General features: G+C 70.3%; 19 protein-coding genes. 14 read left to right on the top strand and 5 right to left on the bottom strand.

Going from position 1 to position 25,710, the window contains the following annotated elements; all coding sequences use genetic code 11:
* Window positions 1–94: 94 nt before the first annotated feature.
* The 7 genes from AB0I45_RS10000 to AB0I45_RS09970 all read left to right on the top strand — a co-directional run bounded on the left by AB0I45_RS10000 (window position 95) and on the right by AB0I45_RS09970 (window position 9,269).
* Window positions 95–1,228 carry a TAXI family TRAP transporter solute-binding subunit gene (locus AB0I45_RS10000; RefSeq protein ID WP_295690032.1) on the top strand — a complete coding sequence of 378 codons (1,134 nt, stop codon included), beginning with the start codon at window positions 95–97 and terminating at the stop codon, window positions 1,226–1,228.
* Window positions 1,229–1,297: 69 nt separating this feature from the next.
* Entirely contained in the window at window positions 1,298–3,535 is a 2,238-nt protein-coding gene (locus tag AB0I45_RS09995) for a TRAP transporter permease (protein ID WP_295690030.1), read from the top strand.
* Between the two features lie 263 nt (window positions 3,536–3,798).
* The gene (locus AB0I45_RS09990) at window positions 3,799–4,452 is read left to right on the top strand and encodes a TetR/AcrR family transcriptional regulator (RefSeq protein WP_295690028.1); all 654 of its coding nucleotides are present in this window, start codon (window positions 3,799–3,801) and stop codon (window positions 4,450–4,452) included.
* Window positions 4,453–4,636: 184 nt separating this feature from the next.
* Window positions 4,637–5,806 carry an acyl-CoA dehydrogenase family protein gene (locus AB0I45_RS09985; RefSeq protein WP_137318310.1) on the top strand — a complete coding sequence of 390 codons (1,170 nt, stop codon included), beginning with the start codon at window positions 4,637–4,639 and terminating at the stop codon, window positions 5,804–5,806.
* Window positions 5,807–5,918: 112 nt separating this feature from the next.
* Entirely contained in the window at window positions 5,919–6,680 is a 762-nt protein-coding gene (locus tag AB0I45_RS09980) for an SDR family NAD(P)-dependent oxidoreductase (protein ID WP_137318311.1), read from the top strand.
* A gap of 136 nt (window positions 6,681–6,816) precedes the next feature.
* Window positions 6,817–7,605 (top strand): crotonase/enoyl-CoA hydratase family protein, encoded by a 789-nt coding sequence (locus AB0I45_RS09975; RefSeq protein ID WP_247618434.1) that lies wholly within the window; start codon window positions 6,817–6,819, stop codon window positions 7,603–7,605.
* Between the two features lie 158 nt (window positions 7,606–7,763).
* A complete protein-coding gene (locus AB0I45_RS09970; protein WP_247618433.1) occupies window positions 7,764–9,269 on the top strand; it encodes an acetyl-CoA hydrolase/transferase family protein in 1,506 nt (501 codons plus the stop codon).
* A 141-nt stretch (window positions 9,270–9,410) separates the two neighbouring features.
* Here the strand turns inward: AB0I45_RS09970 and dctP are convergent, their stop codons facing one another.
* Complete coding sequence (dctP, locus tag AB0I45_RS09965) at window positions 9,411–10,700, bottom strand: TRAP transporter substrate-binding protein DctP (protein WP_295689852.1); 1,290 nt, start codon at window positions 10,698–10,700, stop codon at window positions 9,411–9,413.
* A 296-nt stretch (window positions 10,701–10,996) separates the two neighbouring features.
* On the opposite strand from dctP, the gene AB0I45_RS09960 reads away from it, so the two are divergent.
* From AB0I45_RS09960 to AB0I45_RS09940, 5 genes are all read left to right on the top strand, one after another.
* Window positions 10,997–12,691 carry an AMP-binding protein gene (locus AB0I45_RS09960; protein WP_295689850.1) on the top strand — a complete coding sequence of 565 codons (1,695 nt, stop codon included), beginning with the start codon at window positions 10,997–10,999 and terminating at the stop codon, window positions 12,689–12,691.
* A gap of 78 nt (window positions 12,692–12,769) precedes the next feature.
* A complete protein-coding gene (locus tag AB0I45_RS09955) occupies window positions 12,770–13,096 on the top strand; it encodes a rhodanese-like domain-containing protein (RefSeq protein WP_247618430.1) in 327 nt (108 codons plus the stop codon).
* 120 nt (window positions 13,097–13,216) lie between these two features.
* Window positions 13,217–14,860, top strand: a complete 1,644-nt coding sequence (gene pgm, locus AB0I45_RS09950; RefSeq protein ID WP_295689846.1) for a phosphoglucomutase (alpha-D-glucose-1,6-bisphosphate-dependent) — start codon at window positions 13,217–13,219, stop codon at window positions 14,858–14,860.
* A gap of 65 nt (window positions 14,861–14,925) precedes the next feature.
* A complete protein-coding gene (locus AB0I45_RS09945) occupies window positions 14,926–16,158 on the top strand; it encodes an MFS transporter (protein ID WP_265808978.1) in 1,233 nt (410 codons plus the stop codon).
* Window positions 16,159–16,436: 278 nt separating this feature from the next.
* The gene (locus tag AB0I45_RS09940) at window positions 16,437–17,576 is read left to right on the top strand and encodes a glycerate kinase (RefSeq protein WP_295689844.1); all 1,140 of its coding nucleotides are present in this window, start codon (window positions 16,437–16,439) and stop codon (window positions 17,574–17,576) included.
* A 227-nt stretch (window positions 17,577–17,803) separates the two neighbouring features.
* Here the strand turns inward: AB0I45_RS09940 and AB0I45_RS09935 are convergent, their stop codons facing one another.
* Both AB0I45_RS09935 and AB0I45_RS09930 read right to left on the bottom strand, forming a co-directional pair.
* Window positions 17,804–18,463 (bottom strand): copper resistance CopC family protein, encoded by a 660-nt coding sequence (locus tag AB0I45_RS09935; RefSeq protein ID WP_247618427.1) that lies wholly within the window; start codon window positions 18,461–18,463, stop codon window positions 17,804–17,806.
* 86 nt (window positions 18,464–18,549) lie between these two features.
* Window positions 18,550–19,140, bottom strand: a complete 591-nt coding sequence (locus tag AB0I45_RS09930; protein ID WP_345030573.1) for a low molecular weight protein-tyrosine-phosphatase — start codon at window positions 19,138–19,140, stop codon at window positions 18,550–18,552.
* A 107-nt stretch (window positions 19,141–19,247) separates the two neighbouring features.
* Here AB0I45_RS09930 and AB0I45_RS09925 point away from each other — a divergent pair, with 107 nt between their 5' ends.
* Complete coding sequence (locus AB0I45_RS09925; RefSeq protein WP_295689841.1) at window positions 19,248–21,203, top strand: M13-type metalloendopeptidase; 1,956 nt, start codon at window positions 19,248–19,250, stop codon at window positions 21,201–21,203.
* 193 nt (window positions 21,204–21,396) lie between these two features.
* Here AB0I45_RS09925 and AB0I45_RS09920 read toward each other — a convergent pair whose 3' ends face one another.
* Both AB0I45_RS09920 and AB0I45_RS09915 read right to left on the bottom strand, forming a co-directional pair.
* The gene (locus AB0I45_RS09920) at window positions 21,397–22,836 is read right to left on the bottom strand and encodes a DUF1684 domain-containing protein (protein ID WP_345030576.1); all 1,440 of its coding nucleotides are present in this window, start codon (window positions 22,834–22,836) and stop codon (window positions 21,397–21,399) included.
* Between the two features lie 32 nt (window positions 22,837–22,868).
* Window positions 22,869–24,170 (bottom strand): MFS transporter, encoded by a 1,302-nt coding sequence (locus AB0I45_RS09915; RefSeq protein WP_295691082.1) that lies wholly within the window; start codon window positions 24,168–24,170, stop codon window positions 22,869–22,871.
* 20 nt (window positions 24,171–24,190) lie between these two features.
* Here AB0I45_RS09915 and AB0I45_RS09910 point away from each other — a divergent pair, with 20 nt between their 5' ends.
* Window positions 24,191–25,672 (top strand): M18 family aminopeptidase, encoded by a 1,482-nt coding sequence (locus AB0I45_RS09910; RefSeq protein WP_295691079.1) that lies wholly within the window; start codon window positions 24,191–24,193, stop codon window positions 25,670–25,672.
* Window positions 25,673–25,710: the final 38 nt, after the last annotated feature.

The raw sequence follows: 25,710 nt of genomic DNA, 5'->3' as shown, positions 1-25,710 counted from the left end.
GACCCTGCTGAATCGCCCGGCGGCGCACCACCGATTCGGCGCCTCGGCCGCTCCCGGCCGATCGCCGTTCGATCCCGAACAGGAAAGACCGACGATGACACGATTTACGCGGGCACTCGCCTCCATCACCACCAGCGTCATGCTGCTGTCGGGCTGCGCGCAGCTCGAGCTCAATCAGGAAGTCGACGACTTCCCCGCATTCAATGCATGGAGCACCTACGGAACCGCCACGTCGACCTATGCGGATGTGGCAGCGGTGGCGAACACGATCTCCAACGAGGAGGATTCGCAGATCCGCATCCTCACCTCCGACACCGGTGTCGGGCGGCTCAGCCCGCTGCGGAACAAGCAGGCGACGATGGCACGCACCGGTGACGAATACATCTTCGCCTTCCACGGCGAAGAGGACTTCACCACTGCGGATTGGGGCCCGCAGGACGTCCGCATGGTATGGACCCCGACCGCACCCCACGGCATGATGAGCCGGGTCGGCTCCGGCATCGATTCTCCCGCCGACCTCAAGGGCAAGAAGGTCCCGTGGGCCACGGCGAACCCTTCCGTCCAGAACAAGGTCGAGGCTTACCTCGCTTACGGGGGACTCACCTGGGACGACGTCGAGCGTGTCGATATCTCGTACAGCGAGCAGCCGGCTGCTCTCCAGGCAGGTCAGATCGACGCTCTGTTCCTCCAGGTCTACGGATCGTCGCTCTACGAGCTGGAGGCCGCGATCGACACGCAGTGGCTCGAGCTCGACCCGGAGGACACGGAGGCCGTGGAAGCCGTCGCGGAGGTCGCACCATCAGTGGAGATCGGTCCGTTCGAGAACGCTGCGGGCCAGGAGGAGGGCCAGTCGGACAACGGGTTCATCTACGCCGTCCCCTTCGTGTCCTACAACGAGCTCTCCGACACCCAGGCCTATCAGACCGCCAAGGCCTTCCAGGAGCACTACCCGAAGTACAAGGACGCCACCGCGACGACCTTGAACTGGGATCTCGAGCACGTCTTCACGACTCCGGTCCAGGTCCCGTTCCACGACGGCACGGTCGAGTTCCTCGAGGAGCACGGCGCCTGGACCGAGGAGGCCGAGCAGCGCAACCAGGAGCTCATCGCCTACGGCCAGGAGATGCGGGCCACCTGGCCGGACTTCCTCGCGCAGGCCGACACCTCGGGTGATCTCAAGCAGCAGTGGATGGACTGGAAGGACGAGCACCTCGAACCCATCGACTGACCCCGCCTCCACTCCTCACACTCTCTCCGGGGCCGGCCGCGTCGGCCCGATCGCAGAACAGGAACTCCCATGAATCAGAGAATCACCCCGATGTGGAAGGGTGTCATCGTCGTGCTCACCGTTCTCGGTGTGCTGCTGGCGATGAGCCAGGCCTTCTTCTGGAGCCCCTTCGGGCTCACCTTCCTCACGAACTCCTACCTCTACTACACCCTCGCGTTCTTCCTGCCGATCGTGTTCCTCATCTTCCCCATCGCGAAGTCCCAGAAGGACCGGACGATGCCGTTCTACGACGTCGTGCTCGCAGCACTCACCTTCGTCGTGGCCTTCTACTTCGGTCTCAACGGCGAGAACATCGTCAACTTCGGCTGGGACAAGTCGCTGACGTATCCGACGATCACCATCGTCTTCTCGTTCATCTTCTGGCTCCTCGTCCTCGAGGCGCTGCGCCGCGCGGCGGGACTCGTCGTCACGCTCATCGCGCTCGTGTTCTCGATCTACCCGATGTTCGCCCTCGCCGTGCCGGTGCCCTTCCTCCAGGGCATCCCCTACCAGCTCGACGACGCCGCCCGCATCCACGTCATGGGCGTCGACTCGATCCTCGGCCTGCCGCTGCAGACCGCGGCCTCGATCCTCATCGGCTTCCTCCTGTTCGGCGTCGCCCTCCAGCACACCGGCGGAGCGACCTTCTTCTACGATCTCGCGCAGTCGGTGTTCGGCCGCTATCGCGGCGGCTCGGCGAAGGTGTCGTCGATCTCCTCGGCATTCATGGGCATGATGAGCGGCTCGGCCGTGTCGAACGTGCTCACCACCGGCCCGATGACCATCCCCGCGATGAAGAAGTCCGGCTTCCCCGGGCGCTACGCGGCCGGCGTCGAGGCGACCGCCTCGACCGGCGGCACGATCACCCCGCCGATCATGGGCACCGCGGCCTTCCTCATGGTGTCCTTCGTCGGCGTGCCCTACGGCGAGATCGCCCTCGCAGCGGCCATCCCGGCCGTCCTGTACTATTTCGGCATCTACATCCAGGTCGACGCCTACTCCGCGAAGACCGGCCTCAAGGGAGTGCCCAAGCACCTCCTGCCCCGGGCCGGGCGCACCGCCCTGCTCGGCTGGCCCTACATCGTGGCGCTCATCGGCCTCATCCTCCTGCTCACCGTGCAGAAGAACGAGTCGCAGGCCCCGTACTGGGTGGTCGGCTTCCTCCTCGTCGTGGCGATCTTCATGAAGGACCACCGCCTCACCCCGAAGTCGTTCGTCGACTTCCTCTTCGCCGGCGGCAAGACCATCGCGGAGATCATCGGCATCATCGCCGGCGTCGGACTCATCGTCGGCGGCCTGTCGATGACCGGCGTGTCCCTGTCCCTGGCCCGCGAGCTCATCACGCTCGTCGGCGACAACCTGTTCCTCATCCTCATCGCCGGCGCGGTCACCTCGTTCGTGCTCGGTATGGGCATGACGGTGTCCGCGGTGTACGTGTTCCTCGCGATCGTCATGGCCCCGGCGCTGACCGGCATGGGGATCAACCCGATCGCCGCGCACCTGTTCGTGATCTACTGGGCGACCGTCTCCTACATCACCCCGCCGGTGGCGCTCGCCTCCTTCGCGGCGGCGAACATCGCCGGCACCCCGCCGATGTCGACCTCGCTCACGGCGATGCGCCTGGGCTCGGTGAAGTACATCATCCCGTTCGCCTTCGTCCTCAACCCGGCGCTCGTCGCGCAGGATTCGACGGTGTTCCAGATCATCTACACCTTCGTCTTCGCGCTCATCGGGGTGTTCTTCCTCGGCTGTGCGTTCGAGGGCTGGATGATCGGCGTCGCCCGTCGCCCCACCGTCGTCATGCGCGTGGTGCTGTTCGCCGCCGGCCTGGCGACCCTGGCACCGGAGCTCACCTCGAGCCTCATCGGCCTGGCCGTCGGTGTGGTCGCCATGGTCGTCACCCGGTTCTGGAACGCCGGCGGCCCGGAGGAGTCCGCCGCGATCGAACGCGAGAAGGCACGCCGGCTGGAGGCGAAGGACGCCGCCGCCTCCAAGGAGTACGCGGCCGCGCACACCGGCGGCGAGGCCACCGACGGGGTCATGGGACCGACCGCCACCCGCGGCCTGGCCACCGACCTCGACTCCGGGGGAGCCACCGTGCTCGCCGATGACGACCGCGCGGACATCCACGCCGGCGCCTCGGACCGCCAGGGCCACGTCCACGGCGGCGATGCGCCCGACGCCCCGGGCCGCCGCCCGGGTGCCGCCGGGGCCGAGGCGCGCCGCGACCCCGAGGACCCGGCAGGTCCCGGCAGCACCGCCCGCTGACCGCAGGGCCGCCGGCCACGGACCACGGCCGAGAAGCCGCCACCGATGGTCGACCGCGGCACCGTCTGAACCGAGGGGCGGGTCCCGTCCGGATCCTCACGGATCCGCGCACGGGGCCCGCCCCTCGGCGATGACCCGCCGGAATCGGACCCGGTGGGGTAGGGTGCGTGGGAACGACTTATTGATTGTTCGTTAGGGAACCTCCGAGCGGCGGACGACGGCGTCCGCGGCTCCCCGCTCCCCGACCGACCCCTGGAGAGACCATGCGCTCGACGAACGGCAGAGCAGAGATCCTGCGCGCCGCCCGGAACACCTTCGCCGCCAAGGGCTACGACGGAGCCTCGATCCGCGACATCGCGCAGGAGGCCGGCCTCAGCCTGTCGGCCCTCTACTACTACTTCCCCTCGAAGCAGGACGCGCTGTTCGAGCTCATCCGCTTCGCCTTCGACTGGTACATCCAGGAGGCCTCCGAGCTCGTGGAGACCGCCGGGGCGAAGAGCTCGGACAAGGTCGCGGTACTCGTCCGCTTCATCGTGCGCTACCGGTGCCGGAACACGCTGCTCGGCCGCGTCACCCTGCGCGACACCGAGCGCCTCGACCCGGAGAAGTTCGCACAGATCCGCACCCTGCAGCGGGAGTCGCGGGAGATCCTCGTCCGGGTGCTGCGCGCCGGGATGGAGTCCGGGGAGTTCCGGATCGAGAACCCCGAGCTCGCCGGCCGCGCGATCCTCTCGATCTGCAACAGCATCCCGCTCTGGTACAAGGACGACGGGCCGCTCGACTCGGTCCAGCTCGAGCGCTCCTACACCGCCTACTGCCTGCGGCTGCTCGGCTACCGCGAGCTCAGCGACGAGCTCACCCGGCTGCTCGACCTGCCGCTGGAGAAGTCCGGATACTCCGGCTTCCTCGACGACTGACGGGCCCTTCCGGAGCCGGTGCCATTCCCGCACGCGCAGCGGCCAACGTGCAGGACCAGCCCCGTCGTTCCGGCACAGGGTCTTGCCGCTGCGTCCCGGGAGGGATACGCTGACTGCAACTTATCGAGTGTTCGATCGTAGGTGATCGTGCTCGTCGCCCCACCCCTTCGACGAACGAGGAACCATGCGCAGGACCATCTTCACCGAGGAGCACGACGCCTTCCGCTCGATGTGCCGCGACTTCGTGGCCAAGGAACTCGTCCCCGCCTACGAGCAGTTCGAGCAGGACGGGAAGGTGGCCAAGGAGTTCTTCGCGAAGATGGGCGAGCTCGGCCTCACCGGCCTGCAGGTCCCGGAGGAGTACGGCGGCGGCGGCCAGGGCCACACCTTCAAGTTCAACACCATCCTCAACGAGGAGACCGCCTACGCCGCGACCACGCTCGGCACGCTGCGGGTGCACCAGGACCTCGTCATCCCCTACATCCTCGAGTACGCGAACGAGGAGCAGAAGCAGCGCTGGCTGCCCGGCATGGCCGCCGGCACCATCATGACCGCGATCGCGATGACCGAGCCCGGCACCGGCTCCGACCTCACCGGCATCCGCACCAAGGCGGAGAAGAAGGGCGACCACTACGTCCTCAACGGCGCCAAGACGTTCATCTCCGGCGGTATCAACGCCGACCGGGTGCTCGTCGTCGCCCGCACCTCGCCCTATGACGAGGCCGATCGACGCGGGGGCCTGTCGATCCTCGTCGTCGACGCGGAGAGCGCGGGCTTCGAGAAGGGCCGCAATCTCGACAAGATCGGCCTCAAGACGCAGGACACCGCGGAGCTGTCCTTCACCAACGTCGAGGTGCCGGCGACGGATCTGCTCGGCGAGGAGGGCAAGGCGTTCGAGTACCTCTCCCACAACCTCGCGCAGGAGCGGATGACGATCTCCGTCAACGCGGTGGCGAGCGCGCAGGCCGCGATCCGGTTCGCCTCCGAGTACGCGCACGAGCGCAAAGTGTTCGGCACCCCGCTCAAGAGCTTCCAGAACACCAAGTTCGTGCTCGCCGAGTGCTCCACCGAGGTCGAGGCCGCACAGATCATGCTCGACCACGCGATCGAGGCGCTCGACGCCAACGAGCTCAGCCCCGCCGACGCCGCCCGCGTCAAGCTCTTCACCACCGAGGTGCAGGCCCGCGTCGTCGACAAGTGCCTCCAGGTGCACGGCGGCTACGGCTACATCCTCGAGTACCCGATCGCCCGCCTCTACGCCGACGCCCGCGTCACCCGGATCTACGGCGGCACCTCGGAGGTCATGAAGACGATCATCGCCAAGGACATGGGCCTGTCCGAGAAGCGGGCCTGACCCGGGCCTGACCCGGGCGGGGCGCGGGCCGGCCCCGCGATCGCCCCGCCCCTCCCCCACCGTTCGCGCAGGACCACGGCGGTCCGGCCGCACCCATCAGAAGGAGTACCCCATGAACATCTCAGGACACGCAGCGCTCGTCACCGGCGGCTCCTCGGGCCTCGGGCTGGCCACCGTGCAGCGGCTCGTCGCCGAGGGCGCACAGGTCGTCATCGCCGACCTCAACCCGCCGGCCGAGGACGTCGCGGCCGAGCTCGGCGACGCGGTGCGCTTCGTCGCCACCAACGTCTCCGACGAGGCCCAGGTGTCCGCGGCGATGGACGCCGCGACCGAGCTCGGCGACCTGCGCGCGGTCGTGCACTGCGCCGGGATCGGCGGGCCGATGCGCCTCGTCCAGAAGGACGGGTCCGCCGGGAACCTCGACCACTTCCGCAAGGTCATCGACGTCAACCTCATCGGCACGATGATCGTCGCCAGCCAGGCCGGCGTGCGGATGGCGAAGAACGAGGAGATCGACGGCGAGCGCGGCGTCATCATCTTCACCGCCTCGGTCGCGGCCTGGGAGGGCCAGATCGGCCAGGCCGCCTACGCCGCCTCGAAGGGCGGGGTCGTGGGCCTCACCCTGTGCGCCGCGCGCGACTACGCCTCGAAGAAGATCCGCGTGGTGACGATCGCGCCGGGCACCGTCGACACCCCGCTGCTCGCCAAGGCCTCCCAGGAGGTGCGCGACTCGCTCGCCGCAATGGTGCCGCACCCGTCCCGCCTGGCGCGCCCGGACGAGTACGCCCACCTCGCGCTGTCGATCATCGAGAACGCGATGCTCAACGGCGAGACCATCCGCATGGACGGCGCGATCCGCATGGCCCCGCGCTGAGCGAGCCCTCACCGTTCGGGGGCGGCTCGCGCTGAGCCGTCCCCGGACACCCCGGCCTGCGGCACAGCTGCACCGGGCCCCGCACCGCACACCCAGCAGTCGAGACACAGCAGTCGAGCATCGAAGGAGATCCGACATGACCGAGACCACCGACACCCCCACCGAAGCCGAGGTCCTCACCGAGGTCCGCGGGCAGGTGCTCGTCATCACCCTCAACCGCCCCAAGGCCAAGAACGCCGCGACCGCCGCGATGGCGGCACAGATGGCGCAGATCCTCGACGACTTCGACAGCAACGACGAGCTGTTCGTCGCCGTCATCACCGGCGCCGGCAAGACCTTCTGCTCCGGGATGGACCTCAAGGGGTTCGTGCGCGGTGAGCGCCCCTCCGTCGAGGGCCGCGGATTCCTCGCGCTCACCGAGGCGCCCCCGCAGAAGCCGCTCATCGCCGCGGTCGAAGGCTACGCGCTCGCCGGCGGCTTCGAGACCATGCTCGCCTGCGATCTCGTCGTCGCGGCCGACACCGCGAAGTTCGGGATCCCCGAGGTCAAGCGCGGCCTGGCCGCCGCGGCCGGCGGTCTCGTCACCCTCCCGCAGCGCACCCACCGCGCGGTGGCGATGGAGATGGCACTCACCGGCGACATCTACTCCGCGGAGTTCGGCAGGACCAACGGCTTCGTCAACCGGATCGTCGGCGACGGCGAGGCGCTCGACGGAGCGCTCGAGCTCGCGCAGACGATCGCGGCGAACGGCCCGCTCGCCGTCAAGGCCTCGAAGCAGGTCATCGTCGAATCCGCCGACTGGTCGACCGATGAGAAGTTCGCCAAGCAGTCCGAGATCGTCGACCCGGTCTTCACCTCCGCCGACGCCAAGGAGGGTGCGACCGCCTTCGCGGAGAAGCGCGCTCCCCGGTGGACCGGCCGCTGACCCACCCTGAAACAGCAATATCCTGCGGTTCCTGAGAAGGATTCCGCAGGATATTGCTGTTTCGGGGGCGCGACCCCGGCTGTGGTGTTCGCCACGAACGCACCGGTAGGACTCCTCCGCCGTTTGGCCGATGCACCCCCGCTTGAGAACATTGGTCCATGACGCGTATCTCGTGCCCCGTGCTGTCGAAGAAGATCACCACTGCCGCGCAGGCCGCGGAACACATCTCCCCCGGTGACAACGTGGGCATGAGCGGGTTCACCGGCTGCGGCTACCCCAAGGAGGTGCCGGGTGCGCTCGCCGAGCGGATGAAATCGGCCCACTCCGCCGGCGAGGAGTTCACCATCGGACTGCTCACCGGCGCGTCGACGGCTCAGGAGCTCGACGGCGTGCTCGCCGAGGCCGAGGGCGTGCACCTCCGCGCTCCGTTCAACACCGACCCGAGCATGCGCAGGGCGATCAACTCCGGAGACGTCGAGTACATCGACACGCACCTGAGCCACCTCGCCCAGCAGGTGTGGTTCGGCTACTTCGGCAAGCTCGACGGCGCCGTGGTCGAGGTCGCCGCAGTGCTCCCCAACGGGCTGCTGGTCCCGGGATCATCGGTGGGCAACAACAAGACCTGGCTCGACCAGGCCGACAAGGTCATCCTCGAGGTCAACGAGTGGCACCCGCGCGAGTACGAGGGCTTCCATGACGTCTACTACGGCACCAAGCTGCCGCCGCACCGCAACCCGATCCAGATCCTCGAGCCGACCCAGCGGATCGGCGACCCCTACCTGCGGGTCGACCCCGACAAGGTCGTCGCTGTGGTGCGGACGAACGCCCCGGACCGCGACAACTCCTTCTCCCCCGTCGACGACAAGTCCCATGCGATGGCCGAATACCTCATCGATTTCCTCCGCCACGAGGTGAGCGCCGGCCGGATGCCGAAGAACCTGCTGCCGATCCAGTCAGGAATCGGCAACGTCGCGAACGCGGTGCTCGAAGGGCTCAAGGAGTCCGAGTTCGAGCACCTCCATTCCTACACCGAGGTGATCCAGGACAACCTGCTCGGCCTCCTCGACTCCGGCAAGCTCGACTCGATCTCCGCAACGGCGTTCAGCCTGTCCCGACCTGTCGCCGAGCACTTCAACGCCAACGCCGAGTCGTACAAGGGGCGCATCCTGCTCCGCACCCAGGAGATGTCGAACCACCCCGAGATCGTCCGCCGCCTGGGCATCATCGCGATCAACGGCATGGTCGAGGCCGACATCTACGGACACGTCAACTCCACCCACATCACCGGCTCGAAGATGATGAACGGGATCGGCGGCTCCGGGGACTTCGCCCGCAACGCGTTCCTCAACTTCTTCGTGTCCCCCTCGACGGCGAAGGACGGGTCGATCTCCTCGATCGTACCGATGGCCTCGCACGTCGACCACACCGAGCACGATGTCCACGTGCTCGTCACCGAGCAGGGCATCGCCGACCTCCGAGGCACCTCACCGGTCACGCGCGCCAAGCGGATCATCGACAACTGCGCGCACCCCGACTACCGCGAGAGGCTGCACGACTACCTCGACCGGGCGATCGCCGAATCCCCGAACGCCGCGCACACCCCGCACATCCTGTCCGAGGCGCTGAGCTGGCACACGCGGTTCCTCGAGGACGGCCACATGTGAGCTCCGGCCACCCCACGGTGAGACAGCAGAATCCCGCGGTTCCTGAGAACAGGAACCGCGGGATTCTGCCATGTCCGGCCGGCGCCCAGGCCCGATCACTTCGGGCGGCCCAATCGCCTCGGACCGGGCGGAGCCTGCGGATCAGCTCGGGCGGTGCGGGAGCATGATCTCCTCGAAGTACTTCTCACCGAAGGGCTGGAGGAACTCCTTGTCGCCCATCGGGTACCACTCGTCGTAGTCGGCGAAGGTGCCCTCGTCCTCGTAGCCGAGCTCCTCGGCGACCCCGCGCCAGCGCGCGACGGCCTCCGGGATGGCCTCGGTCGACCCCTCGGGCAGGGTGCCCGCTACGATGGCCTCGTCGACGAGTCCCTGCGAGGAGTTCTTCAGCTCGTCCTGCAGACCGGACTCCATCTCCTCGAAGGTGCCGCCCGCCTCGCGCACGGTCTTCGCGCCGACGGCGTTCGCCTCGAGGTCGCCGCGACGGGACTCGTTGAACTCGTCCTCCATCGAGTCGAACACGAGCTGCTGGACGGCCAGCGGCCACTCCTGCCAGGCGCTGCCGGCGTAGACGCCGCCCGGCCCGCGGGCGAAGGTGACGTCCGTGGTGTAGGTCATGTTCGGCGCGACATCCATGAAGCCGGCGGCGTCCGCGGCGAGGGTCGTCGACAGGGTGCAGTCGACGGTGCCGCGCTGCAGGGCCTCGTAGGTCTCGGTGTACTGGAGCGAGACCGGCGAGGCGTCGAGCGCCTCGAGCTGGCTCGTCTGCGCGACCGAGGACGCGCGCACCTGGTTGCCCTGCCAGTCCTCGGCGGTGGTGTGCGGCTCGGCGCACATCGTCACGACCGCGCCGGCGGCGTTGAAGATGTTGAGCGGTTCGAGCCCCTGATCGCGGAACTCGCTGATGAGGTTCTCGTCCTGCCAGGTGAGCTCGCCGATCGCGGCGTTCGCGGCGATCTCGTCGACGAGCGGCGAGGTGCCGGTGAGAGTGGTGCCGGTGACCCACGACTGGAAGACGGGGAACCTGTCCGGCTGGTAGATCGGGAGCATGTAGGCGACATCCACGCGGCCGTCGACGAGCGCATCGGCGAGCTCGGTGTACCCGGCGATGCCCTGACCGTAGGTGGTCTCCACGGTGATCTTGCCGTCGGACAGCGTCTCGAGGTTCTCGATGAAGGCGTGGGCGCGGTGTGCGTCGAGGCCCTCGCCGGACTGCGCGGACGGCTGGTAGTTGATGGTGAGGGGCTCGACGTCCGCGAACGCGGCCTTGATCTCCTCGTCCGAGGCGCCGTACTCGTAGCCTTCGCCGCTGCCGCCCTCCGCCGCACCGCCACCGCCCCCAGCCGAACCGGCGCAGCCGCTGAGGGCGATCCCGAGCGCCGAGGCGCCTGCGATGAGACCGAGCATGCGCGAACGCTGCAGACGAACAGTCATGTGAACTCCTGGGTTCCGAGGCCCGCACGTCCGTGTGCGGCACCGCTGGGCTCGGGGGTTCTCGCCGTCTCCCCATCGAAACCGGCACCGGCGCGGATCGATCCGCGACCCCGAGCAGTCTCACTAGTCTGAACGTTCGATAAGTCATCCGTCAAGGGTGTCTCACGAACGGGGCGGACCACCCCGGCCCGTGGCACTGATCAATTGTTCAGTTACTATCGGTGCAGACCTCCGGTCTCCGCGCTCGCCGCAGGCCGTCGATGCGGACGCCGCCCCCGTGCCAGGAAGGGCCCACCATGTCGCACTATTTCCCGCCGGGCATGCCCCGCCACCTCAGCTACCCCGATGCCGCCGTGCCCGAGGTGCTCCTCGCCTCCGCCCGCACCTACGGCGAGCGGGCCGCGGTGGTCGACGGAGAGGAGACCCTGAGCTACGCCGAGCTGCTCACCGGCGCCCGCGCAGTGGCTGCCGACCTCGCCGCAGCCGGGATCGCCTCGGGAAGCGTCGTCGGCATCCATCTGCCGAACATCCTCCACTACTTCACCGCCTACTACGGCGCGCTCCTCACCGGCGCCGCCGTCACCCTCGTCAACCCGCTGCAGCCGGCTCCGGCGCTGGCCAAGCAGCTCGCCGACGCCGGGGCGACCGCCCTCATCACCCACCCCGCGCACCTCCGCCCGGTGACCGAGGTCGCCGAGGAGCTCGGCCTCGCGCGCGTGCTCGTCACCGGACCGTCGTGGTCGGCCGGGGTGGACGAGGAGCAGCAGGCACTCGCCGATTCCGTGTTGGACACCGGCCCGTACCGGTCCTTCTCCGAGGTGCTCGCCGCCGGCGGAGAGGATTTCGAACCCGTCCTCGTCGGCATGGACGAGGTCGCCCACTACGCCTACACCGGCGGCACCACCGGGAAGTCGAAGGGCGTGCGCGTCCTCCACCGCAACGTCATCGCCAACATCACGCAGATGGCCGCCTGGCGCCTCCACTCGACGATCGACCGCGATGAGACCGGGCACCTGCGGCTCACGCACATCACCGAGCTCGACGTCCCGTACGTCGAGCCGGGTGCGGCCGCGACCATCCAGGTGCCGCCGCTGTTCCACGCCCAGGGCCTGACGAGCGGCGGGATGTTCATGCTCGGCGGCGTGACGATCGTGCTGTCCGGCCGGTTCAAGCCGCAGACCTTCGTCGAGCTCACCAACCGCTGGGAGGCTGCCTACGCCTCGGGCAATCCGCCGATGTACCTCGCGCTCGCCGCGCACTGCCGGGCCACCGGGGAGTCGATGCCGAGCATGAAGCTCGCGATCTCCGGCGCCGCTCCGCTCGATTCGACGGCCGTGGCGCGGATCGGCGAGGCGATGCCGAACGCCGTGATCGGCGAGGGCTACGGACTCACCGAGGGCACGTGCATGGTGACCTCGACCCCGGTGCAGCCGGGCACCACCCAGAAGATCGGCTCCGTGGGCATCCCGGTGTCCGACACGGAGATCGAGATCCGCAGCACGACCGGCACCGGGGTGCTCCCCGACGGCCAGGAGGGCGAGCTGTGGGTGCGCGGCCCGCAGGTCACCGACGGCTACAGCAACGCCCCGGAGCAGACCGCCGCGCAGTTCGTCGACGGCTGGCTGCGCACCGGCGACATCGCCTCCCGCGACACCGAGGGGTTCATCCGGATCCACGACCGGGCCAAGGACATGCTCATCTACAAGGGCTACAACGTCTATCCGCGCGAGCTCGAGGACATCGCCGCGGCACACCCGGGCGTGGCGCGGATCGCCGTCGTCGGACGGCCCGCGGACGAGGCCGGGGAGATCCCCGTGGCCTTCGTCGAGGCGGCACCCGGCGTCGCGCTGTCCGGCGAGGAGCTCATGGGCTGGGTCGCCGAGCGGGTGCTGCCCTATCAGAAGATCCGCGAGGTCCACCTCGTCGAGGCTCTGCCGACCTCTGCCGCCGGCAAGATCCTCAAGACCGAGCTGCGCGACCAGCTCGGCTGAGACCGTCCCGGCGCCGCGGCCGCTCCGACCGCACCGGCACCCCTGCCCCGTGTCCGTCCTGCTGTCTACACTGGACCCATGAGCGAACCGACAGTCTCCGTGACCGAGATCCCCGAGGGCGCGAACATCCTCGACGTCCGCGAGGACGACGAATGGAACGCCGGGCACATCGACGGCGCCCAGCACATCCCGCTCGGCGACCTCCCCGTGCGCTACGGCGAGGTGCCCCTCGACGAGGACGTCTACGTCATCTGCCGCTCCGGCGGCCGGTCGATCCGCGCCACCTCCTGGCTCAACCAGAACGGCTTCGACGCGATCAACGTGCGCGGCGGGATGGGGGCATGGAACCTCGACAACGGCCTGCCGATCGTCTCGGACGCCGGCGAGGAGCCCTGGGTCAAGTAGACCCGGCACCGCCCGAGGACGCCGCCCGGTTCCGCCCCATCATCTCGACAGCCGACCGCATGGCGAGATTTTTCCGGTCCCGGCTACTCCCCACGGCCCGCACTTGGGCATAGTGGGACCATGAGTTCACGCGCCGGCCTCCCCGCCGAAGAATCCGACCTCGTCAACCTTCCCGAGCTGCTCGACGCCTACCACGACGTCGAACCGGATCCTGCGAACCCGGACCAGCGCGTGGCCTTCGGCACCTCCGGCCACCGCGGCTCGAGCCTCAAGGGCTCCTTCAACGAAGCCCACATCGCCGCGATCACCGCCGCGATCATCGAGTACCGCCGACAGCAGGGGTACACCGGCCCGCTCTACCTGGCCCGCGACACCCACGCGCTCAGCGAGCCCGCCTTCCTCACCGCCCTCGAGGTGCTCGCCGCCGCCGAGGTGCCCACGATGATCGACGACCGCGACGGCTACACCCCCACCCCGGTGCTGTCCCGTGCGATCATCAAGCACAACGCGAACCGCGGCAGCGCCCAGGGCCTGGCCGACGGCATCGTCATCACCCCCAGCCACAACCCGCCGGCCGACGGCGGCTTCAAGTACAACCCGCCGCACGGCGGTCCGGCCGACTCCGACGCCACCGGATGGATCGAGGACCGGGCCAACGCCCTCCTCGAGAGCGGCTGGCAGTCGATCTCCCGCCGCCCGTTCCAGCGCGCATTCCACCTCGAGAACACGACGAACTTCGACTACACCGCGAGCTACATCGAGGACCTCGGACTCGTCATCGACATCCCGGCGATCCGCGACTCCGGACTCCACATCGGGGCGGACCCGCTGGGCGGGGCGAGCGTCGACTACTGGGCGGCGATCGCCGAGCAGCTCGACCTCAACATCGAGGTCGTCAACCCCGACGTCGACCCCACCTGGGCGTTCATGACGCTCGACTGGGACGAGAAGATCCGGATGGACTGCTCCTCGCCGTCCGCGATGGCCTCGCTCATCGCCAACCGCGACAAGTACGACCTCGCCACCGGCAATGACGCCGATGCCGACCGCCACGGCATCGTCACCCCCGATGCCGGCCTGATGAATCCCAACCACTACCTCGCCGTCGCGATCGACTACCTGTTCTCCCACCGCGAGCAGTGGTCGCCGGACACCGCGATCGGCAAGACGCTCGTGTCGTCGTCCCTCATCGACAAGGTCGCCGCCGCTCGCGGTCGCCGCCTGCTCGAGGTGCCGGTGGGCTTCAAGTGGTTCGTCCCCGGCCTCATGGACGGCACCGTCGGCTTCGGCGGCGAGGAGTCCGCCGGCGCCTCGTTCCTCACCCGCGACGGCTCCACCTGGACGACGGACAAGGACGGGATCCTCCTGTGCCTGCTCGCCGCGGAGATCACCGCGGTCACCGGACGCACCCCCTCGCAGCGGTTCGACGAGCTCACCGCAGAGTTCGGCAGCAGCGCCTACGCGCGCATCGACGCCCCGGCCACCCGCGAGCAGAAGGCCGCGCTCAAGCAGCTGAGCCCCGCCCAGGTCACCGCCGACACCCTCGCCGGCGAGGCGATCACCGCCAAGCTCACCGAGGCGCCGGGCAACGGTGCGGCGATCGGCGGTCTCAAGGTCACCACCGACAGCGCGTGGTTCGCCGCCCGCCCGTCGGGCACCGAGGACGTCTACAAGATCTACGCGGAGTCATTCAAGGGCGCCGACCACCTGGCGCAGGTCCAGCAGGAGGCCAAGTCCGTCGTCGATGCGGTGATCGGCGGCTGAGGCCGGACCCGGGAGGGTGACGGACGTCATCACCCTCCCCCGCGCGCACTGGCTAGAATCGACTGGTGCTGCGCAACTACCTCGAGATCTTCGCCCTGCCCGGGGCGTTGAAGTTCTCGCTCGCCGGGCTGCTCGCCAGGCTGCCCATCGCAGTGCTCGGCCTCGGCATCCTGCTCTTCATCCAGGGCACCACCGGCTCCTACGCGATCGCCGGGGTCGTCACCGCCACCTTCATGGTGGTGCAGGCGATCACCAATCCGCTCATCGCCCGGCTCGTCGACAACTTCGGCCAGGCCAGGGTGATGGCGCCGGTCGTCGTCGTCCACATCCTCTCCCTCACCAGCCTGCTCGTCACCGTGTACGCCGACTGGTGGACCGCCCTCGTCTTCGTCTTCGCGGGTCTCTCCGGCGGAACCGTCGGCTCGCTCGGCTCGCTCGTGCGCGCGCGCTGGAACGCCGCAGTGCGCACGCCCCGCCAGCTCGACACCGCGTTCAGCTGGGAGGCCGTCGCCGACGAGATCCTCTTCGTCTCCGGCCCCGTCCTCGTCACCACGCTGGCCACCGCGGTCCTCCCGCCGGCCGGGATCCTCGCCTCGATGACGGCGACGATCATCGGCTCCCTCCTCTTCTACACCCAGAAGGCCACCGAGCCGCCGATCATGCGGGCCGTCGAGGGCGACAAGGGGAAGGTCCTCACCAACCTCGGCATCTTCGTCGTCGTGGTCGCCCAGGTGCTGCTCGGCATCAACTTCGGCGCGATCGACGTCATCGCCGTCGCCTTCGCCGAGGAGCAGGGCCACAAGGCCCTCGCCGGCGTCCTGCTCAGCACCTTCGCCGCCGGGTCGCTGGCGGCCGGAGTGGTCTACGGCGGGGTGACCTGGAAGTCGCAGGCGCACCACCGCTTCGCCGTGATGATGGGCGGGCTCGCCGCCGCCACCTGGCTGCTGCTGCTCGCCACCGACATGATCCGGTTCGGCGTCATCATGTTCTTCATCGGCCTGACGATCGCCCCGAGCCTCATCAGCGCATCCTCGGTGGTGAAGAACCTGGCCCCGCCGCGTCGGCTCACCGAGGCGCTCGCCTGGATCAGCACCTCGCTGGGCTTCGGCGTGGCGATCGGTTCCGCGCTCGCCGGCATCATCATCGAAGCCGCCGGCGCCCGCACCGCGGTCCTCGTCCCGAGCGTGAGCTCGACGCTCGCCGCGCTCGTCGTCGCCCTGTTCATCCGCTCGATGGACCCGAGCCGACGCAGCCATGACGCCCGCGCCAACCGCACGGTCGTCGACACCGAGGGCTGAACCCGGGATCCGCGGAGCCTGCCCTCGGCACCGACCTCGACCCCTCCGCCCAGCGCCCCGGAACCGGCCCTCGTCGGCCGACCGGGGAGGGTGCCCCGGATCATGATGACGACGCATTACCCATCGGTTATGCTGTTCTCACCGTGGCGGTCAGGCTGAGAAAGTGTCGGGCTGTCACGGCTCTGTCTTTCCAGGTCAGCGCCCTGTTTCGACTGCTCCGGCGCGCTCGCTGCGACGGTCCGCAGCCTCGCTCCGGCCCACCGCACTACGGTGGGGGTATGCGCATCCTCCTCGCCTGCGACAAGTTCAAGGGCACTCTCACCGCACCCGAGGTGCACGCCCGCCTGGCACCGGCCCTCACCGCCGCCGGCCATACCGTCGAGTCCGTCCCCATCGCCGACGGCGGCGACGGCACCGTCGAGGCCGCGGTGTCCGCCGGCTTCACCCGGCACACCGCCGAGGTGACCGGTCCCCTGAGCACACCCGTCACCGCCGTCTGGGCGGAGTCGGCGGGCACCGCCGTCATCGAGATGGCCCAGGCGAGCGGCCTCGCGCTCGTGACCTCCGCTTCGGGCTCCGCGCCGGATGCGCACACCGCGCTCACCGCCACCTCGGCCGGGACCGGGGAGCTCATCGCCGCGGCCCTCGACGCCGGGTGCACGGAGATCGTGCTCGGCGTCGGCGGCTCGGCGACCACGGACGGCGGCGCCGGCATGCTCACGGCCCTCGGCGTCCGCCTGCTCGACGAGTCGGGCCACCCGGTCCCGGCCGGTGGAGTCGGCCTCGAGCACCTCGCACGGGTCGACACCGCGGACCTCCATCCCCGCCTGCGCGAGGGCAGCGCCCACGTCATCCTCGCCTCGGACGTGGAGAACCCGCTCACCGGGCACCAGGGCGCGGCGGCGGTCTACGGTCCGCAGAAGGGCGCCGGCCCCACCGAGGTCGAACGGCTCGACCGCGCACTCGAGCGCTTCGCCGCACGGGTCCCCGACGGTGCGCATCACGCCGCCCGGACGGGAGCCGGGGCGGCGGGAGGCATGGGCTTCGGAGCCTTCGCGGTGCTCGGCGCGGCCTCCGTGCCCGGTGCCGACTACGTCCTCGACCTCGTCGGATTCGGCCGCGCTCTCGGGACCGCGGAGGCCGTCGTCACCGGGGAGGGGCGCTTCGACGAGCAGACGCTGTCCGGGAAGGGCCCCGGCGCGGTCATCGCAGCGGCCCGGGACGCCGGCCTGCGGGTCCATGTGGTGTGCGGATCGAGCGAGATCCCGGCCGATCAGGCGAGTGGGCTCGGACTCGCCGGGATCCACACCCTCACCGACCTCGCTGCGCTCGCCGACTGCCTGGCCGACCCTGCGCCCGTCCTCGAGCGCCTCGCCGCGGAGCTCCTCGCCCCCGCTCTCGAGGCGCCCGCCGACTGACCCGCGCCGCCCGGCTCGGACATCCCGGACCCGCCTCGGCGCGGTTCGCCCCGGCCCGGCCTCGGCTCCGGTCGGAAACGACGAGTGGTCACAGATCCATGGAATCCCGTAGGGGAATCGTGGATCTGTGACCACTCGCTGGTGCGGGCGGAGCGCGCCTGCACCAGCGGTGCGGGGTCTCCGCCTCAGGGACGGCGGGGCGTGTCCCCCGGGCAGGGGCCTCCGCCTCAGGGCTTGCGGTCGGTGTCGCCCTCGGTGCCGGGGAGGCCCTTGTTCTTGCGCATGAGCAGGAGGACGACCATGACGACGACAGCGAGCGCGCCGACGCCGAGCAGCACGATCATCGGGGTCGACATGCCGCTCGAGGCGTTCTCCGCCTCGCCCTCCTCGAGCGAACCGCGCTGCTCACCGCCGAGCTGCGGCTCCTCGTCGACGGCTCCGGCGCCGAGGCCCGGGCCCTCGCCCTCCTCGGTGCCCGCGGGCGCGGATTCGCCGCCGGCACCGCCGGCGTCCTGGATGGTGAAGGGGATCTCACCGCTGATCGGGTGGCCGTCGGAGGACACGACGCGCCACACGATGGTGTACTCGCCGGCGCCGAGGTCGGCGGGCAGGGCCGAGGAGACCTTCGTGCCGTCGACGGTGAGCTCACCGGCGGAGACGTTCTCACCGTTGTGCATGACCTGCACCTCGGAGCCCATCTCCTGGACCTCACCGCTGAACTCGAGCTCGATCCATTCCGGCTGGCTGTCGAGCTCCGCTCCCTCCTCCGGGTTCGAGGACACGAGCTGGTCGTGGGCGGCTGCGGCGGGCGCGAGCAGCAGGCCGAGGCCCACGAACAGCGCCGCCACCAGTGCGAACAGGGACGTACGAGTGCTGCGGACGGTCACGGAGGCTCCAATCGATTGGCTGCTGGCCCCATTATCCCGCAGACTCCCTGGGAGTTCACCCATCCGGCGCGCCGAGTCGATCTCCGTCACGCGCTCCGGCGGGCGCGGATCTCCTCGACGATGGCGGGCACTGCGGCCTCGACCTGCTCGAGCGTGGTGGTGAACCCGGCCTGGTCGCCGTACCAGGGGTCGGCGACGTCGAGCTCGGTGCCGGTGAGCCCGGCCGCGGCCGGGTCGAAGCTGCGGAACATCCGGATCTCCGGGCGCCGTTCCACCGGCAGGTCCGCGACCAGGCGCTCGAGCGCGGCCCGATGCCGCTGCGTCATCGCGAGCGCGAGGTCACGCTCGCCCAGCCACTCCGCGGTGATCTGGCGGGCGGCGTGGTCGGCGGTGTCGTAGCCGGCCTCGGTGAGCACACGGACCGCGCGCGGATCGATCGGGTTCCCGGACTCCTCGTCGCTGATCCCGGCCGAATCGACGATCGCCTCGATCCCCTCGGCGGCCAGCCGGCTGCGGAGCACGCGCTCGGCCATGACCGAGCGGCAGATGTTCCCCGTGCAGACCAGCACCACCGAGGCGCCCGCCGTCCCGCCGACGCCCCTGTCAGCCCCGCCGTCACCCCTGTCCGCGGTGCTCGTCCCCTCCGCCGTCTCCTCTGCACCTCGCGCTTCCGCCACTGCTGCCCTCCATCGTCATCCGTTGTCCGCGGCCGGGCTCCGCGCCCGACCACCGCAACCATGGTCGCAGATGCGCCCGGTGGGCCGGGACCGGATACCGTTGGACCATGACCGAAACTCGACTGCCCCACGGCGACCCCGCGATCAGCGCCCGCGAGGACCTCTTCCGCCACGTCAACGGCGCGTGGCTCGACACCTTCGAGATCCCGGAGGACCGGGCCGGCGACGGCGCCATGCGCGCCCTCTACGATGCCGCCGAGGTCAAGGTCCGCGACCTCATCACCGGACTCGGCGAGCAGGACTCCGAACCCGGCTCCGAGGCGCATAAGATCGGCGCCCTCTACGCCTCCTTCATGGACACCGACACGATCGAGGCGACCGGGATCGAGCCGGTCGTGCACGACCTCGAGCTCGTCGCCGCCGCGTCCGACCATGCGGAGCTCGCGCGCGTGCTCGGCGCGCTCGACGCCTCCGGGGTGCCCACCGTGGTGGGCGGTTTCGTCTCCGCGGATGCGAAGAACTCCGCGGAGTACATCCTCTATGCGATGCAGGCCGGGCTCCACCTGCCGGACGAGGACTACTACTCGTCGGACGACTACACAGAGATCCGGGAGGCCTATGTTGCCCACGTCGCCCGCGTCTCCGAGATCGCCGATCTCCCCCGCTTCACCGGCCGGCCGCACAACGAGCTCGCCGCGCTCGTCCTCGACCTCGAGACGCGCCTCGCCGAGCACCACTGGGACCGGGTGTCGTGCCGCGACGCAGAGAAGACGTACAACAAGTTCGCCGCCGTCGAGCTCGACGAGCTCGCCGCCGGCTTCGACTTCGCCGCCTGGTGCGAGGGCGCCGGGATCACCGGCCTCGAGTACCTCGTCGTGTCGCAGCCGTCGTTCTTCGTCGGGATGGCGCAGGAGTGGGCGCGCACATCACTCGACGACCTCAAGGCGTGGATGCAGTTCAGCATCGTCGAGGCCTATGCGGGCCTGCTCACCGAGGCCCTGTCGGAGGAGAACTTCGACTTCTACGGCCGCACCCTGTCCGGCACGCCCACCCAGCGGGAGCGCTGGAAGCGCGGCGTCGCCCTCGTCGAGAGCCTGCTCGGCGAGGCTGTCGGCAAGCTCTACGTGGCCAGGGAGTTCCCGCCGGAGTCCAAGCAGGCGATCACCGAGCTCGTCGACCGGCTCATCCGCGCCTACGAGTCCTCGATCTCCGAGCTCGACTGGATGGGCGAGGACACCCGTGAGCGCGCCCTGAAGAAGCTCGCCCGGTTCTCCCCGAAGGTCGGCTACCCGGACGTGTGGCGGGAGTACCCGGCGGAGATGGTCGCCGACGACCTCGTCGGCAACGTCCGGCGCGCCGCGCACGCCGAGCACGTGCGCCAGATCGGGCGGATCGGGCAGCCGATCGACCGCACCGAATGGCTCATGACGCCGCAGACGGTCAACGCCTACTACCACCCGGTGATGAACGAGATCGTGTTCCCCGCCGCCATCCTGCAGCCGCCCTTCTTCGATGCGCGCGGCTCCGATGCCGCGAACTACGGGGCGATCGGCGCGGTGATCGGCCACGAGATCGGACACGGGTTCGACGACCAGGGCTCGCGCTACGACGGCGACGGCAACCTCGTCGACTGGTGGACCGAGGACGATCGCGCCCGCTTCGAGGAGCGCACGGCGAGCCTCATCGACCAGTTCGACGTGCTCGTCCCCGAGGGCCTCGACGCCAAGCACCACGTCAACGGCGCGCTCACGGTCGGGGAGAACATCGGCGACCTCGGCGGCATGTCGATCGCGTGGAAGGCCCTGCAGCTGCTCGCCCGCGACGAGAACCGGGAGCTCACCGAGGAGGAGGGCCGCGAGTTCTTCTACGCCTGGGCCACCGCCTGGCGCTCGAAGTTCCGCAAGGAGGAGCGGATCCGCCGGATCGCGGTCGACCCGCACTCCCCGGAGGAGTTCCGGTGCAATCAGATCGTCAAGAACCTCGACGCCTTCGCCGAGGTGTTCGGCGTGCGCGAGGGCGACGGGATGCACCTCGCACCCGCGGACCGCGTGTCGATCTGGTGACCTGACCCGGCTGGCAGCTCGGAAGCGGCGGGACTGTGGTGGTTCCGGCGGAGTGTGGTGGCGTCGACGCTCATACTCTTCGTCGGAACCACCATTCTCCGCGCCCGGCCCGCGCGCCGCGGTGGCCTGCGCGCTTTGGCAACCCGACACCTCGGTGGATCCAGCACCTCAGCCCCGGGCCGGGCCGCGGGCCTCAGAAGTTCGTGTGGACGAGCCGGGCGAAGCGCTCGACGAGATCGCGCCAGGTGATGGTCAACGACTCGTTGCGGGTCGCGGCGGGCGCCTCGTCGGCGAGCTTGTCGATCTCGATGTAGCCGATCCCGTCGGACCCCAGGGTGGAGATGTTCGCGCGGAACAGCCCGTCGTCGGCGATGTCCGCGCTCACCGCGAGCGGCAGCCGCCCGAGGTCCGCCGGCGTCCCCTCGAAGGTCAGGCGCCCGGCGGTGAGCGTGTCGTGGGCCGCGGCGTGCGTGAGGTACTGGGCGGCCGAACCGCCGCCCACCACCGGCAGGCGGGTCGCCATGACGTCGGTGAGGAGCTCGGTGATCTCCGCCCGCCGCTCGGCGCTGAGGTCATCGCCCTCGAACCCGCCGAACAGCACGACGGCGGCGAACCCGGCCAGCGGCGGCAGCGCCTCGCCCTCGGCCACCTGCACGTGGGTGACCTCGAGGCCGTTCTCGTCGAAGCGGGCGAGGATCGACTCCACGCCGGGGGTCGGGCTCGTCTCGATGACGAGGACGGGCGTGTTGATGCCGGCCTCGCTCAGGGTCTGCGTGGGCCTGCGCTCCCCGGCCTCGACCGCGAGCGGGAGGATGTTCTCCGGCACCGGCGCCGGGCAGGTGGCGTACGGGGTGAAGGCGAAGGGGTCGTTGTACACCCGGTTGAAGTCGAGGATCACGGAGTTCCCGGCGTCGGGCAGCCCGATGTTGAGCGTCCGCCAGGTCGCCGTGGTCACGCCGTTGGTGTAGTCGTGGAACCGCACGGTGAGGCCCGACCCGGGGCAGCCGGTGGTCCGGAGCCGGTGGGTGTGCCCGGCGAGCTCGAACTCGACCTCGCCGGAGAGCTGCTCGTCGAGCTCGATCCCCGGCATCGCCGAGGCGATCCGGCGCGGCTCCGGCTGCGGGTACGGAGTGAACGCCGCGCGCACCACCCAGTCCTGGCTGACCGGGAAGGTCGGCACGTCGATGAAGCGCGAGAGCAGCGGCGCCTTGGAGTCGTGGCGGCGCAGGCCGATCGAGCCGTCGCGGTTGAGGAGCTCGTAGAGCACGTGGCCGACGAGGATCCAGTTGAGCGATTCCCCGGGGGCCACCCGGGCGGACATCCGGTCATCGGAGTCGACGCGCACCTCGGCCGCCGGGCCGGGCCGGCCCATGATCTCCAGGGCGTCCTTGCCGGGGCCCGCGCTGGTGCCCGGGGCGAGGGTGAAGTGCACCCATTCGCCGTCGCGCACGAAGGTGCCCGGTCCGCCCTCCCAGGCCGTCGTCTCGCCCTCGTCGAGCCAGGTCAGGCCCGTGAGGCTGAGCCAGCCGAACGGAGTGGCGAGAGCGGACAGGCGCGCATCATGCCATTCGTGCCATTCTGCGGTGTACTGGTCCACGCTCGTCCTCGTCTCGATGATCGCCTTGCTGTTCATAGTAGGGGATCGGCCGCGGGGGCGGGCAGGTCCTACGGCGCCCCGCCCGGTGGGGCGGGTGCGGGGGCCGCGGCAGGTGCGGCGGAGACGCGCGCGGCGCGCCGGCGGGTGAGGAGGACCTGGATTGCGCCGAGCACGAGGAGCAGGGTGAGGGAGGCGAACGACAGCCAGAACCCCTCGCGGTATCCAGCGGCGTCGACGACGGCGCCGGTGAGCGCCGACGCCGCGGACTGGCCCACGACGACGCCGGTGGACATCATCGCCATGACGGTGGTCGTGCGCCCGAACGGGGCGACCTCCGAGGCGATCGAGTAGAGCGTGACGAGGCTCGGCCCGATCCCCGCGCCCATGACGAGGAGGGCGGGGACGAGCAGGCCGATGTCGCGGGTGAGCACGAACAGCACCGCGCCGGTGAGCGCGACGCCGGCGAACACGAGCCAGCGGGCGGTGAGGGTGAACCGTTCGGGCAGGAGCACGACGCCGAGCGCGCACACCGCCGAGCCGATGCCCATGATCCCGTAGAAGATGCCGGTCGCGTCGGCCTGCCCGAACTCCTGCATGAAGCGGGTGAGCGAGGTGAGCGAGGACCCGAAGAACAGCCCGATCGCCGTCATCCCGGTCACCGGCAGGAGCACGACCGGCCGCCGCACCCACGCGATGGGGTCCGGGGGCCGCACGGTCTCCCCCGCCGAGGCGACCGCCCGGTGGTCGCGGGCGTCGCGCAGGTGCCCCCGGGCGTAGCGCACGGAGGGGTGCACGGCGAAGGCGATGACGCCGAGCAGGGTGAGCGCGGCGGCGAACTCGAGCGGGACGACGACACCGAGCAGCACCGCGACGAACCCGGTGACGACGGGGCCGAAGACGAACACGAGCTCATCGGTCATCGACTCGTAGGACAGCACCGTCGAGGTCGCCTTGCGGGCCCGGTGCCCGGTGAACTCGGCGCGGATCGCGTGGAGCCAGCGGGTGCGGACCATCGAGGAGGCCTGCGGGGCGGTGAGCCCGATGAGGAGGCCGGCGCCGAGCACGAGGGCGGTGGGCGCCTCGGCGCGCAGTGCGGCGGCGAGGCCGAACAGGGCGAGCGTGTTCGCGACCGCGGCGATGAGGAGGACGATGCGCTGGCCCCAGCGGTCGGCCGAGGCGCCGAGGACGGGCCCGGAGATCGCGGTGCCCACGCCGACGAGGGCGGCCGTGACCCCGGCGAGGGTGAAGGACTCCCGGGTCGAGGAGACAGCCGTCATGACGGCGACGACCGACATCGCGAAGGGCAGCTTGGCGATGAGCGCCAGGGGCAGGAAGCCCCAGCCGAACATGCGTCCGAGGGAGGTGAACACGATTGACTAGGCTACCGGCTATGAGGCTTACGACAGAATCAGCTCCCACCGCCGTCGCCGCCGACCTCGCGGAGTTCGTCACCGAGTCCCCCTCGTCCTTCCACGCCGCCGACGCCGCCCGCCGGCGGCTGACCGCGGCGGGCTTCACCGAGCTCGACGAGCGCGCGGAGTGGGATCTGCGTCCCGGCGGCAGGCACCTGGTGGTCCGCGACGGCGCGATCATCGCCTGGGTGATGCCCGGCGGGGCCGGGGGTGCCGGGGGTTCTGGCGTCGGGGGTGCCGGAGACGCCGCGGGCGCCGGCTCGGCCGAGGTGCCCGGGTTCGCCGTGCTCGGCGCGCACACCGATTCCCCGGCATTCAAGCTCAAGCCCCACACGGACTTCACCGTCGAGGGGAACCTCCAGGTCGGGGTGGAGATCTACGGCGGCCCGCTGCTGAACTCGTGGCTCGACCGCGAGCTGTGCTTCGCCGGCCGGCTCGTCACCGTCGACGGGGCCGAGGTGCTCGCCCGGACCGGGCCGATCGGCCGCATCCCGCAGCTCGCCATCCACCTCGACCGGCAGGTCAACGACAAGCTCGCGCTCGACCGGCAGCGCCACGTCCAGCCGGTCATCGGCCTCGAGGCGCTCACCGGCGGCGCCGGCGAGGGGACAGGCGTGCTCGGCGCGCTCGCCGCCTCGGCCGGGGTCGAGGCCGCCGATGTCGTGGCCTTCGACGTCGTGACGATCCCGGCCCAGGAGCCGGCACGGTTCGGTCTGCACGAGGAGTTCCTCGCCTCCCCGCGCCTCGACAACCTGTCCTCCGTGCACGCCGGGATCAGCGCGCTCGCGCTCGTCGAGCCGGCCGGGCTCGACTCGATCCCGCTCGTCGCGGCCTTCGACCACGAGGAGGTCGGCTCGGAGACCCGCTCGGGGGCGAGCGGACCGTTCCTCGCCGATGTCACCGAGCGGATCATCGCCGGCATCGTCGCCGGGGCTCCGGCCGGCGCCGGGCCGGGTGCCGGGGAGTCCGGTCCGGTGGGCGCCTCGGGTGCGGATGCCGCGGGCGGCAGTGGCATCCGGGAGGCGAGCGCCCCGGGTGCGGGGCGCGTGCGCGAGGCGTACCTGCGCGCGCTCGCCCGCTCGGTGTGCGTGTCGTCCGACGCCGGGCACGCGGTCCATCCGAACTACCCCGAGCGCCACGACCCGGTGAACCGGCCGCGGCTGGGCGGCGGGCCGCTGCTCAAGATCAACGCCCAGCAGCGCTACGCCACGGATGCCGTGGGCACCGCGCGGTGGGCGCGGGCGTGCGCGGCGGCGGGGGTGCACTACCAGGAGTTCGTGTCGAACAACGCGATGCCGTGCGGGTCGACGATCGGTCCGCTCACCGCGACGCGTCTGGGCATGACGACCGTCGACGCCGGGATCGCGCTGTGGAGCATGCACTCCGCGCGCGAGATGTGCGCGGTGTCCGACGTCCACGACCTGTTCCGCGTCGCGCACGCCTTCCTCAGCGGCCGCTGAAAGCCCGCGCGGGGCGGCTCTGCGGTGGGAGCAACGCT

It is taken from the genome of Brevibacterium sp. NPDC049920 (genome assembly GCF_040656435.1).
Lineage (GTDB): Bacteria > Actinomycetota > Actinomycetes > Actinomycetales > Brevibacteriaceae > Brevibacterium > Brevibacterium pityocampae.
Note: the sequence above shows the minus strand (reverse complement) of the source record. Positions and strands in the feature narration are given on the sequence as shown.

Excerpts from the sequence above, each read along its gene's own strand:
- AB0I45_RS10000 (WP_295690032.1), top strand. The coding sequence starts at position 95 with ATGACACGATTTACGCGGGCACTCGCCTCCATCACCACCAGCGTCATG.
- AB0I45_RS09995 (WP_295690030.1), top strand. The coding sequence starts at position 1,298 with ATGAATCAGAGAATCACCCCGATGTGGAAGGGTGTCATCGTCGTGCTC.
- AB0I45_RS09990 (WP_295690028.1), top strand. The coding sequence starts at position 3,799 with ATGCGCTCGACGAACGGCAGAGCAGAGATCCTGCGCGCCGCCCGGAAC.
- AB0I45_RS09985 (WP_137318310.1), top strand. The coding sequence starts at position 4,637 with ATGCGCAGGACCATCTTCACCGAGGAGCACGACGCCTTCCGCTCGATG.
- AB0I45_RS09980 (WP_137318311.1), top strand. The coding sequence starts at position 5,919 with ATGAACATCTCAGGACACGCAGCGCTCGTCACCGGCGGCTCCTCGGGC.
- AB0I45_RS09975 (WP_247618434.1), top strand. The coding sequence starts at position 6,817 with ATGACCGAGACCACCGACACCCCCACCGAAGCCGAGGTCCTCACCGAG.
- AB0I45_RS09970 (WP_247618433.1), top strand. The coding sequence starts at position 7,764 with ATGACGCGTATCTCGTGCCCCGTGCTGTCGAAGAAGATCACCACTGCC.
- dctP (WP_295689852.1), bottom strand. The coding sequence starts at position 10,700 with ATGACTGTTCGTCTGCAGCGTTCGCGCATGCTCGGTCTCATCGCAGGC.
- AB0I45_RS09960 (WP_295689850.1), top strand. The coding sequence starts at position 10,997 with ATGTCGCACTATTTCCCGCCGGGCATGCCCCGCCACCTCAGCTACCCC.
- AB0I45_RS09955 (WP_247618430.1), top strand. The coding sequence starts at position 12,770 with ATGAGCGAACCGACAGTCTCCGTGACCGAGATCCCCGAGGGCGCGAAC.
- pgm (WP_295689846.1), top strand. The coding sequence starts at position 13,217 with ATGAGTTCACGCGCCGGCCTCCCCGCCGAAGAATCCGACCTCGTCAAC.
- AB0I45_RS09940 (WP_295689844.1), top strand. The coding sequence starts at position 16,437 with ATGCGCATCCTCCTCGCCTGCGACAAGTTCAAGGGCACTCTCACCGCA.
- AB0I45_RS09925 (WP_295689841.1), top strand. The coding sequence starts at position 19,248 with ATGACCGAAACTCGACTGCCCCACGGCGACCCCGCGATCAGCGCCCGC.
- AB0I45_RS09920 (WP_345030576.1), bottom strand. The coding sequence starts at position 22,836 with ATGAACAGCAAGGCGATCATCGAGACGAGGACGAGCGTGGACCAGTAC.
- AB0I45_RS09910 (WP_295691079.1), top strand. The coding sequence starts at position 24,191 with ATGAGGCTTACGACAGAATCAGCTCCCACCGCCGTCGCCGCCGACCTC.